The following is a 15,468-nucleotide window of genomic DNA, read 5'->3' as shown; positions in this document are numbered from 1 at the left end:
GGGGACACCGTGAACGCAGCCCTGCTCCACGGCCTCTCCACCCGGAACGCCCTCACCCCGACAGGCCTCACCGACCTGGGCGCCGACGACTGGCAACAACTGCTGCGCTACGCCGCCCGCGCGGCCGCACTCACCTGCTCCCGGGCCGGCGCACAGCCGCCCTACGCCTCCGAACTGGGCGGTCCGTAGCTCCACTTCGGCATCCCGCCGCGGCCCGGCCCTGTGCTCGACGGCTGCGAACGTCATACCGGTCTGCGCTCGACGCCGTCCTGAGAGGCAGACGCCTGCCTGGTCGTGGCGGCCAGCGGTACGGTTTCGCCGTCGCTGACGAGGTGAGCGGTGATCCCCCTGAGCAGTGCGGCGGCCCCGAAGCGCTGGGTGATGTCGGGCTGTTCGGTGTAGGTGGGAGGGTTGTCGAACAGTTCGTAGTGGATGGCACAGGCGGCGGACGCGCCGAGGGCGGCCGCGGCTTCGACGGCCTGCTCGGGGGTGAGGGTGACAGGCACGTCGGCTTCGTAGCCCTCGAACCTGGCGATGACGCCGTTGACGGGAAGGAAGGCGACGTCGAACGGGCCGTGGTCGCGGGCGATCTGCCACCAGTTGCCGTGCCACATGGTGTCTCCGCAATGGATGACGCGCCTTCCGGCACCCTCGACGATCCACGCGACCTGGTGCGAGTCGCTGCCCCGCCAGTCCAGTGAGGTGACAGGGGTGACCGTCAGGTCGCCGACACCGCGGGACTCCCCCAGCTCCTGCGGGTACGCCTCGATGCCGTCCCCGGCCAGCTCCGGCGCGATGGACGTGTGACAGCCGACGGTCCCCGACGCCGCCAGGCGCGTGAGCAGTTCACGGTCGTAGTGGTCGGGATGCAGGTGGGTGATCAGCGCGTGCGTTCCCGCGGACACCTCGATCGGGGGCAGCGGCCGCTTGGGCGGTCCCAGGACGGGCTCGAGCGGTGCGACGTTCTCCAGCGCGTCGATCAGCAGCCGGGTATCGCCGAGCCGGATCTCTACGCCCGCCCAGCCCAGTCGGCGCAGGCGCAGTGCGTCGGTGACGGTGTCGGTCTCCGTGGTCATGATGAACCTCCTCGAGCGGCCTGTTGCCGCAGATCGGGGTTGCGTGATGCCGAATCGCCACCACACAACCAAATCGCAACCACAATGACTACGAATCAAGTTACCGTAGTCATGATGGTTACGAAATAGCAAGATGGCCATGCGGCACGGTTCGCCTCCGCGCCGCACGCCGCAGAACAAGGGCATGGGCATGGGCAGCACCCTGGATCCTGCGGCAAGGACCCGCCGGGTCGTCGCCGTGCTCACGGAACACGCAGCGCCCGGCGTCACGCAGTCGCACGTGACGCCGGGCGCGGTCGAACCTTGCTCACTGCGGGCGTGGATGCACAGCCCGGTCCCCTCGCGGTGTCATACACCCCAGCTGGGACGGATCTCCTTCACGGCGAGGCGCCGCATGTCCAGAGCGGCGTCGCGGCGGTGGCGCCGCGCGTCGGGAAGCTCGGCCGTCGCGAGGGCGTAACCGCGTGCTTCCTCGTAACGGGCGGCGTCGACGATGAAGATGTGCACGCCGGCGCCTCCGTGGGAGGTCTGGATGGGGATGGTGGCAGACCAGTAAGGCATGGTGTGTCTCCTCTCGGACGATCCGGCTGTGCTCCTGCCGGAGCCTCCGGTCACCCGCACATGCGGGCGGTGGTCAGGGCATAGAGCCGGATGGCGTCGAGGTAGTCCTCGACGGACACTCGCTCGTCGGGCATGGTGTTGTACTTGCCACCGGGGCCGCACACGATGCCGGGCATGCCGCCGACGTGTTGCAGAAGTGAGGCATCGCTGCCGTAGTAGCAGTACGGCTGGATCGCGCCGGTGGGCTGTGGCCTTCCGCGCAGCAGGCCGTACGCGTCGTTGACCGTGCGCACGACGGGACTGTCCCGGTCGGCGTGAAACGGCTGGTCCAGGGTCGGTCCGCCGTCGGTCAGTTCCTCGACCGTCCCCGCGATCCCGTCCACACAGACGCGCGAGGTCACCTCCCGCAACTCCGCGAGGACGGTCTCCGCGTTCTGTCCGGGACCGAACCGGGCACTCCCCTGCAACTCGGCGACGTCGGCCACCTGGGGTGGCCTGGTCTGCAGGAGTTGCCTGCCGAGACCGGCTCGCAGGCTGCCGATGTGGGCCCGGTTGGTGACCTGGGCGTCACGGTCGGCGGCGCCGGTGAAGCTCATCTCGTTGATCAGCGGAAGAAGGCGGGTGGCCGCGGCGAGAGCGTCGGCCGACTCCTCCCGCTTGGACATGTGCCGGGTGGAGCCGATGAGTTGGATGCGGAACATGACGGCGCCCGCGTGTGTGGTCAGGGCGGTGAGGTCGGTCGGCTCGCAGTTGACGAAGTGGTCGGCCCGAAAGCCTGCGTCGAGCACGGCGCGGGTTCCGATTCCGTTCTGCAGTTCACCGACCACGAAGGTGAGCACCACATCGCCGCTCGGCTGCCACCCGCCTTCGCGCAGAGCGCGGATCGCTTCGAGGTAGGCGGCGCAGCCCGCCTTCATGTTGGACACGCCGAGGCCGTATATGTATCCGCCGTCCACCTCGCCGCCCCAGGGGTCGCGGGTCCAGCCCTCGGTGACCGGGTTGGTGTCGACGTGCCCGTTGAACATCAGCGACGGTCCATCACCCGATCCGCGCCAGACACCCACCGCGTTGACACGGTCTCCGCCCGCGGGCACCAGGTGGGTGTCGATTCCCAACTCGTCCATCTGGTCGCGCACCCACAGCACCGCTGAGCTCTCGTGCGGGGTCTGCGTACGGGTGTCCTGGCGGACCATGGTGGACACCGTGGTCAGTGCGCGGCCGACGTCGATCGCACCGGCTGCGGAACAACTCTCGAGGATGCTCACAGGAGCTCGCTCTCGCGCTCGTCGACCGGTTGCGGACGGCTGCGTCTTACACACGGCGCGGTCTCCGGCAGGGTGAGGGCCAGGATGAGGAAGGCGATCACCGCGATGCCCATGATGTAGATCGGCGGTGCCAGCTGGCTGCCGGTGGCGCCCAGCAGTGACGCGCAGATGAGCGGCGCGGTGCCGCCGAATACGGCGTAGGCGAAGTTGTAACCGATGGTCGGCGCGCTGTAGCGGAGATGGGCCGGGAACAGTTCGCTGCCGACCACCGCCGCGAGCGCGCTCGTCGGGGCGGCCGCGAGGACGAACAGGAGCTGGCCGAGGTAGACGAACCCGAAGGTGCCGAGGCCGGCGATGAAGAAGGTGGGGAGCGGCACCACGAGGAGGCCGACTGCGGCGAACAGCAGTACCGGTTTACGGCCGATCCGGTCGGACAGCAGACCGTACAGAGGCTGGAGGAAGATCATCGTGAGTGAGATCAGGGCGGAAGCGGTGAGCGCGGTGACTCTGCTGACGCCGGCGTTCTCCGACAGATAGGTCGGCAGGTAGGCGTTGAGCACATAGTAGGCGACCGAGTTGAGCATGATCAGCCCGAAGAAGCTGAACAGCCGCTTGCGCTGCCGTGTCACGGCTTCCCGGACCGGGCGCTCGGCCACCGTGCCGCTCTTGGTCATTTCGATGAAGACCGCGCTCTCTTCGACCCGTCGGCGCAGATACAGGCCGGTCAGCCCGAGCGGCAGCGCGATCAGGAACAGCACCCGCCACCCCCACTCGTTCACCTGCGTCTCACCGATCAGCTGCGTGAGCAGGGCGGACAGGCCCAGCGCGGAGAGGGCGGACACGTAGGACGAGAGGTTGAACAGACCGAAGACCATGCCTCGCTTCCGTTCGCCCACGTGCTCGTAGAGCAGGGCCGCGGCGCCGAATTCTCCTCCTGCGGAGAAGCCCTGCACCATGCGCACCACCAGCAGCAGCAGAGGAGCGGCCAGGCCCACGGCGGTGTAGGTCGGCAGCAGGCCGATGGCGGCGGTGGCGCCCGACATCAGCAGGATGACGGTGAGCAGGGTGTTGCGGCGGCCGATCCGGTCGCCGCGGCTGCCGAAGTACATGCTGCCCAGCGGGCGGGCGAGGAACGACAGGGCGAAGACCCCGTAGGTGGCCAGCAACCCGGCGGTGGGGCTCTCCTGCGGAAAGAAGTTGTGAGCGATCGCGGGTGCCATGACGCCGTAGATCGCGTAGTCGAACCATTCGACCGAGACACCGATCGTGGTGGCCCAAAACACCCGTCTCTGGGCGGTGCGTGATGTGGTGGTGGCGGTCATCGCATATCACTCCTGGTGTCCGGACGACGCTGGGATGGCCTTCTGACCTGAGCGCCACCGGCAACAGGCGAGTGATCTCGAAGGCCGTCGGCAGAGATCCCGTCCGCCGGTTGAGAGGCTGTGGCGTGGCTAAAATCATTCGCTCATCCGTCACCGGAGTCCAATACCGATACCGCCGGTCGTTGATACCGTCGAAGGTATGAGCGACCCGACCTTCCAGCAGTTGCGGGTCTTCCTCGTTGTCGCGGAGGAGCTGCACTTCGGCCGTGCCGCCGCCCGGCTGCACCTGGCACAGCCCCCGGTGAGCCGCCACATCAAGGCACTCGAAAGCGCACTCGGCACACTCTTGTTCGAGCGCGGCAGTCACGGGGTGACCCTCACCCCGGCAGGGGTGCTGATGTGCCGCGAGGCGCACGCCCTGCTGCGTCGATGGGACAACGCGGCCACGATGGTCGCCGACCTCAGCAGGGGGGAGCGCCGGCGGATCGTCCTGGGCGCCATCGAGTCCATGGCCATCGGCTCGCTGCCCGCCGCCGTGAAGACGATGCGGGCCCGTCATCCCGACATCGTCTGGGAACTGAGCGAGGGTCATACCGAAGGTCTCGTCGACGGGTTCGGCACCGTGCGGTTCGATGCCGTGATCGTGCGTGGCACGATCCCCGAGGCACGCGACAGCTCGGTCCTGATCCATGAGGACGAGCTCGTCGCCGCACTGCCCTCGGGGCACCGGCTCACCGGCGCCGAGATCGATCTCGCGGACCTGACGAACGAGGACTTCATCGTCTACAGCAGGCAGCCCACCAGCGTCCTCCTCAACGTCACGCTCTCCGCGTGCCAGCGCGCCGGCTTCGTGCCACGGATCCGGTACGAGGCGCTCGGCACCGAACTGATCCTGGGGCTGGTCGCCGCGGGCGACGGGCTGGCGCTGGTGTCCCGGGCCGTTTCGGGATCGAGCCTCCCCGGTGTCCGATTCGCTCGGCTGTCGGGGCGCCCCGCCATCTCGAGCATCACGCTGGCATGGCATGCCCACGTCCCCGCCCCGGTCATGAACGAACTGGCCGAGCTGCTACGCGAGGTAACGGCCGCAGCCTCATCGGCGCCGCTGCCGACACCCGCGGTCGCGCAGGAGCGGAGCTCTTCCGCGACAGTCGTGCGCGCCGGTGAGCCGCGGCCTCACGGAGGGTAGGCGATGGCCGGCAGCGGCTGCGGCTGCGGGGCTGCGGTAGATCAACGTAGCCATGACGGTTACGAAATGGCAGGATGGCCGTATGGCCCGGTCCACCAACACCCAGTTCGCCGTCGCCGTGCACGTGCTGACCATGCTTGCGGGAGTCACCGCCGGTCGCGCCCTGAGTTCCGAGGAGCTCTCCAGGAGCGCCAACGTCAACCCCGTCTACGTACGCCGCGTGCTCGGACCGCTGCGGAGCGCAGGGCTGGTCCGTTCACGCCCCGGCGTCAACGGAGGCTGGGAGTTGGCCGTCGAGGCCGCCGACCTCACGCTCGAACGCGTCTGGCTGCTCCTCCAGGGCGACGAACCCGTGCTCGGACTGCACGGCCCCGACCCGTCCTGCCCCACGGGCCGCACGGTCCAGAGGACCCTGACCGAACTCGACCGAACGGTCGCCGACGCCGTGGCCACCGCTCTGGGACGCTATACCGTGCAAGACGTCCTGGACGGTGTTCCGGAGGGCACAGTCCCCGGCCGGTAGCCCCCCTCCCCCGGTGAACATCGTTCCGTTCCGGCGTGGTCGGCGACCACGAGCGCGGCGCTGATTCGACTCCTTCACCGGTCAGGGGCTGTCGAACCCCACACCCCGCGCCCTCGCTCTGCGCGCGACCGTGCACGACCTGGTCCAGCAGGCCCGGTCGGACCCTCTCACACGCGGAAGCCGGCCTGGCCGCCACCGAACGGTGCGCCGCGTCAAGGGATTCGGCCCGGCCGGGCAGGGCGCCGCAGGCATGCCACGCCGCGTCAGCAGCCTCCTTCATCCACGGGCTACAGCACCGACCGGCGAACCGTCTTGACCAATCTCATCCCATTTCACCGTTACGTCTAGACGGGCAACCCACCTCCCCATAGATTGCGGGCTCGGTTAGTAGACAACTTACGGAACTGCTAGGAAAGTTATGTCTAAATCAACAACCCGGCCCGCTGCATGTGGTGCAGCGCTGACGGCAGCCGCACTCCTTCTGAGCGGGTGCGGCTCCAGCAACTCGGCGTCCTCCCCGTCCAGGGACTCCACCGCACCCCCGAAGCGGGGCGGAACGCTCACGACGGCACTCGGCAGCGCCATCGACACCTGGAATCCGCAGAAGGCCCTGGCGACCCAGAGCTTCAGAGTGTTCCCGCAGGTGTACGCGTCGCTGCTGCGTGCCACTCCGGACGGCAAGAAGCTGCTGCCGGCGCTGGCCTCGTCGTACAAGGCGGACCTCGCGGCCAAGACCCTGACATTCACCCTGAACCCGGCCGCGAAGTTCAGCGACGGCAAGCCCGTCACCTCCGCGGACGTCAAGTTCTCCGAAGGGCTGTGGAGCAAGGGAGAGTTGTACGGCAGCTACTTCTCCTCCATCAAGTCCGTGCAGACGCCCAACCCGACGACCGTCGTCTTCAACCTGTCCCAGGCGGACGAGACGCTGCCCGCCGTCCTGTCGACCGCCAACGCCGCGGTCTTCCCCGACAAGTACGGCGGCAGAACGGCGGACGCCTACTGGAACGAGCCGGTGGGCGCCGGACCGTTCATGATCAGCATGGAGGCCGTGGGACGGTCCATCACCCTCACCCGCAACCCGCACTACTACCGGCCCGGCCTGCCCTACCTCGACGGGATCGAGTACAAGGAAGCCGCGGACGGGGGCCAGCAGCTCCTGCAGTTCCAGAGCGGGGCCGTGGACGTGGTCAACGGCGTGGAGCTCGACGCGGCCGCCCAGTACCCCGAGGACAGCATCGTCGGCGCACCCTCGTCCGGGGTCAGCGTCCTCACCACGAACACGAAGTCGGGCCCCCTCAAGGACGGGCGCCTCAGGAAGGCGATCGCCCTGGCCGTCGACTACAAGAAGCTCGTCGCCGGCGGCTATGTCGGCGAGGCGAGCAAGGCGACCTCACTGCTCCCGCAGCAGGTCCCGGGCGTCACCAAGTGCGCCACCTGTACCTGGTCCACCATGGACCTGGCAGAAGCCAAGGACCTCGTCGAGCAGTCCGACTACAACGGTCAGAACATCGAACTGATCGTGTCCAGCGACTCGGGCCCCGGGAAACTCGCGGCGCAGGCCCTCGTCCCGATGCTGGCCGAGGCGGGCGTCCAGGTCTCCGTCAATCCGCAGCCGACCAGCTCGCTCATCGACAGACTGGGCAAGAGCGACTTCCAGCTCGGACTGCTCACCTACAGCGCCCTCGCGCCCACTCCCATCGACCCGCTGGGCTTCCTCGGAGCGACGGGTGTCGTGTTCTCCCAGTCCGACCCCGGGCCGGCCGACACGGCGCTGGCGGCCGTCCACGCCGCGAGCACCCCGGACGAGGTGGAGACCGCGGTGCAGGCCTTCGAGGCCACCGCGAACGAAAGCTACGCGGTGATACCCCTGGCGGTGCCCAACGCGCTCGACGCGGTCGCCGACCGGGTGCAGGGATTCGTCGCCGCGCCGTACCAGACGTACTGCGCGGACGAACTGAGCATCAGGAACTGAGCATCAGGAACTGACGTTGGGGCAGCGGCCAGACGTGAGCGCTGAACTCAGCGCCGAGATCGGCCCGTTGGGGTGAACGGACGAGGGTGTGCGGTTACTGTGGATTGTCCGCAGGAGCGCCGGTTCGATGGGTTCACCAACGCGTCGTCCCGGACACCGCAACGCCCGCTCGTGCAGCCGGATCCTCGGCTGCACGAGCGGGCGTTGCGGTGTGTTGCGAAGGGGTGCGAGGCGTCAGCGGAGGTAGGCCGCGCGTCCTCGGGTGCCCATCGCCGGCGGGCCGATGGGCGCGAGCCCGCTCAGAGGTGCTGTTCGGTGGCCCTGGTGCGCCGGTACTCGTCCTGCCGCTCGTCCGTGATGTACGCCGGCACCGGGAAGTCCCACCAGCCGGGCACCCATGGGCCGGCCGCATCGCGGTCCGTCGGCACTTCGACCAGGGCGGGCTCGCCCGACTGGACGGCCTTGTGCAGGGTCGACTCCAGGGAGGCGGCGTCGGAGACCTTCCAGGACTCGATCCCGAAGGACCGGCCCATGGCCGCGAAATCGGGGCTGTACGGCGTGCCGTCGGGGCGCGAGAACTCGACGCCGATGTGCCGCGAGGTCTGCTTGCGCTGACCGCCACGGATCGACATGTATCCCGCGTTGTTCTGGACGACGAAGATCACCGGTGCGCCCGCGGTGATGCTCAGGGCGATCTCCTGGGAGGTCATGAGGAAGTCACCGTCGCCGAGAACGCACACCACCGGACTGTCGGGCCGCGCCAGCTTGGCGCCGACCGCGGCCGGCACGGCCCAGCCCATGGAGGAGAAGCCACCGGAGGTGAGGTGGGTGCGCGGTGAGTAGACGGGGAAGGTTTGCTTGACCGCCCCCTGGGCGTTGCCCGAACCGGCGACGATGATCGCGTCGCGCGGAAGAACGTTTCGCAGAGCCCCCAGCGGGCGCTGCGAGGTGAACGGGAAGCGGTCGCTGTCGCGGCGGCCCGCGAGCTTGTCCTCCCAGTCCCGCTTGAGGGTGGCGAGTTCGGCCAGGTACTCGGAGCGGTCGACGCCCTTCGTGGGCAGGGAGTCGACGATCGCGGCCACGGCCCGCTGTGCGTCGGCGACGATGCCCACCTCGGCGGGGTAGTTCTTGCCGATCTCGTGCGGGTCGATGTCGATGTGGATGAGTTTCGCGGGCGGGATCGAGAAGGTGACGCCCTTGGCGTAGCTGGAGGCCGACCAGTCGGTGAAGCGGCAGCCGACGGAGACGACGACGTCGGCGGAGCTCGCGATTGCGTTGCCGACCAGCGTGCCGGTCTGGCCGACGCTGCCGGCGAACAGCTCGTGGTCCTCGGGAAAGGCGCTCTTGCCGTTCCACGTGGTCACGACCGGGATCTGCCAGCGTTCGGCGAGGGCGAGGACCTGGTCGGACGCGTCGGACGTGATGGCTCCGCCGCCGACCACGATGACCGGGCGGGTGGCGGTGCGCAGTACGTCGGCGGCCCGTTCCACCGCTTCGGGGTCGGGGTGCTGGCGGCCGACGGGGACGCGCCGGGCGAGGTCGTGGAGTTCCACGTCCGCGGCCTCGGCCTGCACGTCCATCGGCACTTCGAGGTGTACGGGGCCGGGGCGTCCGGTCAGCATGGAGTTGAAACAGCGGTGCAGGACGAAGGGCAGTTCCTCGACCCGGGTGACGACCCAGTGGCGTTTGCTGACGGCCTCGGCCACCTTGGGGAAGTCGTTGGCCGTGTACCGGTCGAGTTCCTGGAGCAGTCCGTGGCCGCGCATGTGGGTGGGCGGGCCGCCGGTGATGACGAGGACGCTGGTGGAGTCGGTGAACGCGGTGCCCATGCCGATCACGGTGTTGCTGGCGCCGGCGCCGATGGACGTCACGGCGGCCTGGGGGCGGCCGGTGACGCGGTAGTAGCCGTCCGCGAGGTGGACGGCGCTCTGCTCGTGGAAGGTCTGGATGAAGGGAATCCGGGATTCGTCGTCGAGGAAGGCGTCGGTCAGTGACCAGATGCCGTGGCCGGGGATGCCGGCGACGTAGTCGACCCCGTAGTTGCGCAGGGTCCGCGCGACGATCTGGCCTCCGGTGAGGACAGGCATGTGGTTGCTCCCACTCAGCTCGGTTCGGTTCTTGCGGTCACGGGCGTCGGCGGGCGGCCCAGGCGAAGCCCTGGGCGCACAACCGGGTCACGTCCGGGTTCTGCAGGTCGTCGAGGTCGTGTCCGACCGCGCTGTAGAACACCCGGCCCTGTCCCCAGGTCCGTGTCCATGCCTGTGGGACGGTCTTCCCCTCCAGCCACGGCAGGTGTTCGCCGGTGAAGGTGCTCTCGGCGAGGACGTGGTTGTTGGGGTCGACGGACATGTAGTACTGCTCGGAGGCGACCCCGAAGTCATTGACCCCTGCGGTGATCGGATGGCCGGTGTCCGTGACGGTGACCTGGTAGGGGTACTTCACCCCTTCGCCGGCGGGGTGTTCGAGGAAGCTGCCGCCAAGTAGCCAGTGGTACTTGAGGCTCGTACGGAACGCGGCGGCGGCTCCGTGCCAGGCGGCGATCCCGGTGCCGGCCTCGACCGCGGTCAGCAGGCTCGTCTCCTGGGCGGCGGTGAGTCCTTCGGACAGCAGCGCGTTGTTCCAGTTGAGTGCGATGAGGTCGTAGCCGGTGAGGTCGGCGTCGAGCGTGAAGATGTCGTTCGTCTCGTCGACGTCGAATCCCAGGTCCTTGAAGAGCGGAAGAGCCCATTCCTCGGCGACCTGGTAGGGCTTGTGCCCGGGCCAGCCTCCGTACAGATACAGCACGCGGGTCATGCGTTCTTCCCTCCGGTCGTGGATGTGATGAGTGCGGCGCGGTTGCGCAGACGCTCCGCGACCTCCAGCGCGTCACCTTCCGGCGCCGTGGAGTTGCGCTCCGGCTTCGCCGTCAGCAGGTAAACGAGACCCGCGGCCGAGACGATGAGGAAGCCGATCAGTGCGGTCCACCGGTCCACGAACGGGGTTGCGGAGTCGCCGGTGGGCCAGGCCAGCAGAACCATCCCGAGAAGACCGTAGGCCAGGGCCGCCACGTTGACCACGATCCCCCAGCGGCCCAGCGTCCAGGCTCCGGCGGGGCGCCAGCCCTTGAGGCGCATCCGCAGCGCGGCCAGTACGACCATCATGAACGCCGCGTATCCGGCCAGCACCTGGAAGGCCGCGATCTTGACGAGGGAGTCGGGCGAGTAGTAGACGAACACGAAGATCAGCACCGGAGCGATGTTCACGGCCAGCAGTGCGTTCAGGGGAACACGGTGCTTGCGGGAGATCTTCGAGAAGAGCCGGGCCCCCGGGAACATGTTGTCGCGAGCGAAGGAGAAGACGCTCCTGCTCGCCGCGGCCTGCTGACTCATCACGCCCGCGACGAAGGAGGTCAGGGTGACCGCGAGCACCAGCTTGGTGCCGACGGTGCCGATCGAGCTCTGGAGGATCGAGGGGATCGGGTTGGCGTCCTCTCCCGAGAGGATCGAGGCGAGGTCCGGGGCGGCGAGTGCGTAGCCGACGAACGCGAGGACCGCTGCCACTCCGCCGATGGCCACGGTCAGCTGCATCGCGCGCGGGATGCTGCGGGCCGGGTTCGGGACCTCTTCGGCGATCTCGCCGCACGCTTCGAACCCGTAGAAGAGGAAGAGCCCGACGAGGGAGGCGGCGATGAAGGCGGCGAAGTAGCTGCCGTGGGTGGAGCTGCTGGTCTCGAAGAAGATCGCGACGGAGTTGTGCCGCTCGAAGATCAGGAGGTAGAAGCCCACGAGAACGATGCCGATCAGTTCCGCGGCGAACCCGATCTTGGAGATCAGGGCCAGTGACCGGGTACCGAAGCAGTTGCAGAGCAGACAGAAGACCGTCATGCCGAGCGCGATCCACAGGCGCTCGGCGGGAGTGGAGCTGATCCCCGGCTCGTCCGCCGTGCCGGCGAAGAGACTGGCCACGAAGTCCGAGCTGAAGAGCGCGGTGCTGGTGATGCCGATGGTGATGCAGCAGATGTAGGTCCAGGCGGTGAACCAGGCGTAGCGGCCGTTCCACAGCCGTCGGACCCATTGGTAGAGCCCGCCCGCGAGCGGGAACTGCGAGACGACCTCGCCGAAGACCAGGGCGACCAGGAACTGTCCGATCCCGACGATGCCTATCCAGAAGATGGACGGGCCGCCGGCGGTGGCCAGTCCGACGGCGAAGAGGGACACGACGCCCACGAGGGGCGAGAGGTAGACGAACCCGAGGGCGAAGTTCGCCCACAGGCTGACCTTGCGGTCGAACTTCTGCTCGTAACCGAGCGCTGCGAGGAGTTCCGCGTCCTCGGTCGACGAGGCGGGACCGGCGGTCCCGCCCGAGGCTCTGAGGTGAGCGGTTCCGGACGCCGGCTGCGCCTCGTTGTCTGTAGCTGACATGACGGTCTCCGTGGGTCGAAGGGGGAGTACTCCTTGTCGGGCGGTTGCCTCGCCGCGTAGGCGGTCCGACCTAAGTCCTGGTCTGTCATCGCAGGTCAGGCCTGGTCGAAGGCGTGGTCGGTCCAGTCGAGTCGGGCTGATCCGTAGCGTGCGCTGCGGACGTCCCCCGAGCGCGCGTGGCCCTCGAAGTTCTCGGTGCGCGACGCCCTGCCGCAGATCTCACCGAGCCTGGCGCTGGACGCGGCGTCCTTGATCTCCTGGTAGGTGACCGTCTTGAGGTACTTGCCGACCCAGAGCCCTCCGGTGTAGCGGGCGGCCCCGAGGGTGGGCAGGACGTGGTTGGTGCCGATGACCTTGTCGCCGTAGGCGACGCAGGTCTTGTCCCCGAGGAACAGGGCGCCGTAGTTCCGCATCCTGTGCAGCGCCTCACGGGGCTCGGCCGTGAGGATCTGGACGTGCTCGCTGGCGTACCGGTCGGCGAGGTCGTAGGCGGCATCAAGGTCGGGAACCACGATCACCTCGCCGTGGTCACGCCATGCGCGCCCGGCGACCTCGCCGGTGGACAGTCCCGGCAGCAGCTTGTCGACCCAGGACATGGTGTGCGTGGCCACTTCCCGCGATGTCGTGATCAGGACCGCCGGGGAGTCCGGCCCGTGCTCGGCCTGGGACAGCAGGTCGGTCGCCACCACGAACGGGTCTGCGGTGCCGTCCGCGACGATCAGTACCTCCGTCGGGCCGGCGAAGAGGTCGATCCCGACCTCGCCGAAGAGCTGGCGCTTGGCCTCCGCCACGTAGGCGTTGCCGGGTCCGGCGAGCATGTCGACCGCGTCGATCGTCTCGGTGCCCAGCGCCAGTGCGGCCACGGCCTGAACGCCGCCCATGACGTAGATCTCGTCGGCTCCGGCGAGATGCATCGCGGCGATGCTCACGGGCGGTGGGGCGCCGCGGTCCGGCGGGGTCGTCGCGGCGACCCGCTGGACTCCCGCGACCTTGGCCGTCAGGACGGTCATGTGGGCCGACGCGGTGAGGGGGTAGCGGCCTCCGGGAACGTACGCCCCGGCCGCTCCGACGGGGATGTTGCGCTGCCCCAGGAACACTCCGGGGAGCGTCTCGACCTCGAAGTCGGTCAGGGAGTCCCGCTGCGCCTGGGCGAAGCCACGGACCTGCTTCTGGACGAACCGCAGATCGTCGAGGACTGTCTCGGGGACCGAGGAGACCACGGCGGCGACCTGGTCCGGCGTCAGCCGGAAGGACTCCGGACTCCACCCGTCGAACTTCTGCGACCACCGGCGTGCGGCGGCATCGCCGTTCCGCCGTACGTCGGCGATCACGTCGGCAACGGTTTCGACGATTTCCGGACGGCTGGTCCGCGACGGATCCAACGTGCCGGGAGCTTTAACGATCTGGCTTGCTGATGACACTCTGCACTCCTTGCAGGTGGTCGTGCCTGCGGGCTTCACCTGAAGTCTGGGGAAACGAGGGGGTACCGGAACAGGCACAGTGTGTGCAATATTGGCCGTAGATCCTGCACACACTGAGGAAGTCGTCCATGGCTGAAATCCTGACGGTCCGAGCCGCTCTCGAACTCGAGGTGTTCTCCCGCACCGAGGTGCGCGTCTACGCCGGGGAGAGGAATCTGGACCGCCCCGTGCGGTGGGTGCACACCGGGGAGATCCCTGACATCCACCGCTTCCTCACCGGTCAGGAGATGCTGCTGACGGCAGGACTCGGCATGGGCGAGACCGCCCTCCAGCAGCGCGCCTTCATCAGGCGGCTCGCGGATGCCCGGGCGGCCGTCCTGGTGGTCGAGCTCGCCGGCCGCATGTTCGACGCCATGCCCGAGGCCGCCGTCGAGGAGGCGGAGGCCGCCGGTCTGCCCCTGGTGGGACTCGCCGAGGAGATCCCCTTCGTCGAGACATCCGCCCAGGTCCACGAAGTGCTGGTCGGTATGCGCGTCAAGCAGCTGATCGCCGAGGAGGCCACCAGCCAGGCCTTCATGGACCTGCTGCTGGCCGACGAGGACTACGTGGGCGTGGTCAGGGAGCTGGCGCGTCGCACGGGGCGCCCCGTCGTGCTGGAAGACGTCGCTCATCAGATGCTCGCCTACGGAGGTGCCACGCCGGAGGCCGATGAAGTGGTGGACAAGTGGAGCGCGCACTCCCGCGCCATCCATGAACGCCACCACTCCCTGGTGGCACACGGTCCTGAAGTTCCCACTGCACCGGCGGCTTCGTTCCGGGAGGTCGTGCCGTGTGCGCGGCAGCCCGTGGTCCTGCGGGGCGAGTCATGGGGCTGGCTCCACCTTCTGCACGGAGGAGTGCAGCCGACCCCGGCCGAACTGCGGACGCTGGAACGCGCGGCCGCGGCACTGGCTATCACCCTGCTGAGCGAACGGGAGAGCGGCGCACGCGCGTCACAGCGCCAGACGGCTCTGCTGAGCAGACTGCTCCTCGGCGACATCACGGGCGACAGGTTCATCAGCCTCGCTCTGGCGCTCGGGCAGGACCTGCGCGGGCGGGACCTGATCGTCGTCACAGCCTGCGGCGGGGACGGCGAACCCTTCAGGGACCACAACACCCTCGCCCGTCTCCTGCACGAAGCCGGCTGGCCCGCCGTCGTGGGTGACACCGGAGACTTCGACATGGCCGTCGTGGGCCTGCCCGCGCGTGGCGCCGCGCCGGACGTGCACACCGTGCTCAGCGATCACGGTGTGCGGGGTGGCATCAGCCGTCCCGTGGAACCGGCGGCGCTGCCGCTGGCGCTGCGCCAGAGCCGGAGCGCGGCCTCCGTGGCAGCGGCGGCGGAGACCGCGGAGGTACGCCATTTCGACGATCTGGGCGCTCTGCGTCTGCTCGTCGCGCTGTCCGAAGGCCCTGAGCTCAGGCGCTATGTCGAGGACGAACTGGGCCCGCTCCTCGAGCACGACGCCCTGGTGAAGAACCCGCTGCTGCCGACCCTGCGCACGTTCCTCGACTGCGGGGGAAACAAGGCGCGGGCGGCGGACGAGCTCTTCATCCAGCGGCGCACCCTCTACCACCGTCTCGACAGACTCGCCGAGATCCTCGGGCTCGATCTCACCCGGGTCGACAACCAGCAGCGGCTTCAGTTGGCCGTACGCGGACATGACCTGCTGCGCAGGCCGACCCTGCGGCGCACCTGACGA

12 protein-coding genes and 1 pseudogene are annotated in these 15,468 nt (G+C 68.6%); 5 read left to right on the top strand and 8 right to left on the bottom strand.

The features are described from left to right. Positions 1 to 189: pseudogene (locus ABT070_RS40830) on the top strand (carbohydrate kinase); the annotation flags it as partial. 53 nt (positions 190 to 242) lie between these two features. On the opposite strand, the gene ABT070_RS40825 reads toward ABT070_RS40830, so the two are convergent. From ABT070_RS40825 to ABT070_RS40810, 4 genes are all read right to left on the bottom strand, one after another. Beyond that, the gene (locus ABT070_RS40825) at positions 243 to 1,076 is read right to left on the bottom strand and encodes an MBL fold metallo-hydrolase (RefSeq protein WP_351768018.1); all 834 of its coding nucleotides are present in this window, start codon (positions 1,074 to 1,076) and stop codon (positions 243 to 245) included. A gap of 348 nt (positions 1,077 to 1,424) precedes the next feature. Then, positions 1,425 to 1,637, bottom strand: coding sequence for a hypothetical protein (locus ABT070_RS40820; RefSeq protein ID WP_351768017.1), 213 nt, complete (start codon positions 1,635 to 1,637; stop codon positions 1,425 to 1,427). 50 nt (positions 1,638 to 1,687) lie between these two features. Next, positions 1,688 to 2,902 carry a M20 family metallopeptidase gene (locus tag ABT070_RS40815; RefSeq protein ID WP_351768016.1) on the bottom strand — a complete coding sequence of 405 codons (1,215 nt, stop codon included), beginning with the start codon at positions 2,900 to 2,902 and terminating at the stop codon, positions 1,688 to 1,690. Next, positions 2,899 to 4,224: an MFS transporter gene (locus tag ABT070_RS40810; RefSeq protein ID WP_351768015.1), complete on the bottom strand. Its 1,326-nt coding sequence runs from the start codon at positions 4,222 to 4,224 to the stop codon at positions 2,899 to 2,901. The genes ABT070_RS40815 and ABT070_RS40810 overlap by 4 nt, the downstream gene beginning before the upstream one ends. Before the next feature lie 199 nt (positions 4,225 to 4,423). On the opposite strand from ABT070_RS40810, the gene ABT070_RS40805 reads away from it, so the two are divergent. The 3 genes from ABT070_RS40805 to ABT070_RS40795 all read left to right on the top strand — a co-directional run bounded on the left by ABT070_RS40805 (position 4,424) and on the right by ABT070_RS40795 (position 7,905). Further along, positions 4,424 to 5,410: a LysR substrate-binding domain-containing protein gene (locus ABT070_RS40805; protein ID WP_351768014.1), complete on the top strand. Its 987-nt coding sequence runs from the start codon at positions 4,424 to 4,426 to the stop codon at positions 5,408 to 5,410. Positions 5,411 to 5,492: 82 nt separating this feature from the next. Then, entirely contained in the window at positions 5,493 to 5,933 is a 441-nt protein-coding gene (locus tag ABT070_RS40800) for an Rrf2 family transcriptional regulator (protein WP_351768013.1), read from the top strand. 418 nt (positions 5,934 to 6,351) lie between these two features. Next, entirely contained in the window at positions 6,352 to 7,905 is a 1,554-nt protein-coding gene (locus ABT070_RS40795) for an ABC transporter substrate-binding protein (protein WP_351768012.1), read from the top strand. A gap of 299 nt (positions 7,906 to 8,204) precedes the next feature. On the opposite strand, the gene ABT070_RS40790 is transcribed toward ABT070_RS40795, so the two are convergent. From ABT070_RS40790 to hisD, 4 genes are all read right to left on the bottom strand, one after another. Next, positions 8,205 to 9,992: a thiamine pyrophosphate-binding protein gene (locus ABT070_RS40790; RefSeq protein ID WP_351768011.1), complete on the bottom strand. Its 1,788-nt coding sequence runs from the start codon at positions 9,990 to 9,992 to the stop codon at positions 8,205 to 8,207. A gap of 37 nt (positions 9,993 to 10,029) precedes the next feature. Then, positions 10,030 to 10,698, bottom strand: coding sequence for a ThuA domain-containing protein (locus ABT070_RS40785; RefSeq protein ID WP_351768010.1), 669 nt, complete (start codon positions 10,696 to 10,698; stop codon positions 10,030 to 10,032). Continuing rightward, on the bottom strand, positions 10,695 to 12,305 hold the full coding sequence (locus tag ABT070_RS40780) for an APC family permease (protein WP_351768009.1): 1,611 nt from the start codon (positions 12,303 to 12,305) through the stop codon (positions 10,695 to 10,697). Before ABT070_RS40780 ends, ABT070_RS40785 begins: the two co-directional genes overlap by 4 nt. A gap of 95 nt (positions 12,306 to 12,400) precedes the next feature. After that, positions 12,401 to 13,726, bottom strand: a complete 1,326-nt coding sequence (hisD, locus tag ABT070_RS40775; protein ID WP_502990199.1) for a histidinol dehydrogenase — start codon at positions 13,724 to 13,726, stop codon at positions 12,401 to 12,403. Between the two features lie 128 nt (positions 13,727 to 13,854). On the opposite strand from hisD, the gene ABT070_RS40770 reads away from it, so the two are divergent. Then, entirely contained in the window at positions 13,855 to 15,465 is a 1,611-nt protein-coding gene (locus tag ABT070_RS40770; RefSeq protein ID WP_351768008.1) for a PucR family transcriptional regulator, read from the top strand. Positions 15,466 to 15,468 lie beyond the last annotated feature (3 nt).

This window comes from Streptomyces sp. NPDC002884 (assembly GCF_040295245.1).
Lineage (GTDB): Bacteria > Actinomycetota > Actinomycetes > Streptomycetales > Streptomycetaceae > Streptomyces.
The sequence above is the reverse complement of the archived record's forward strand: the minus strand, read 5'-3'. Positions and strand labels throughout refer to the sequence as shown.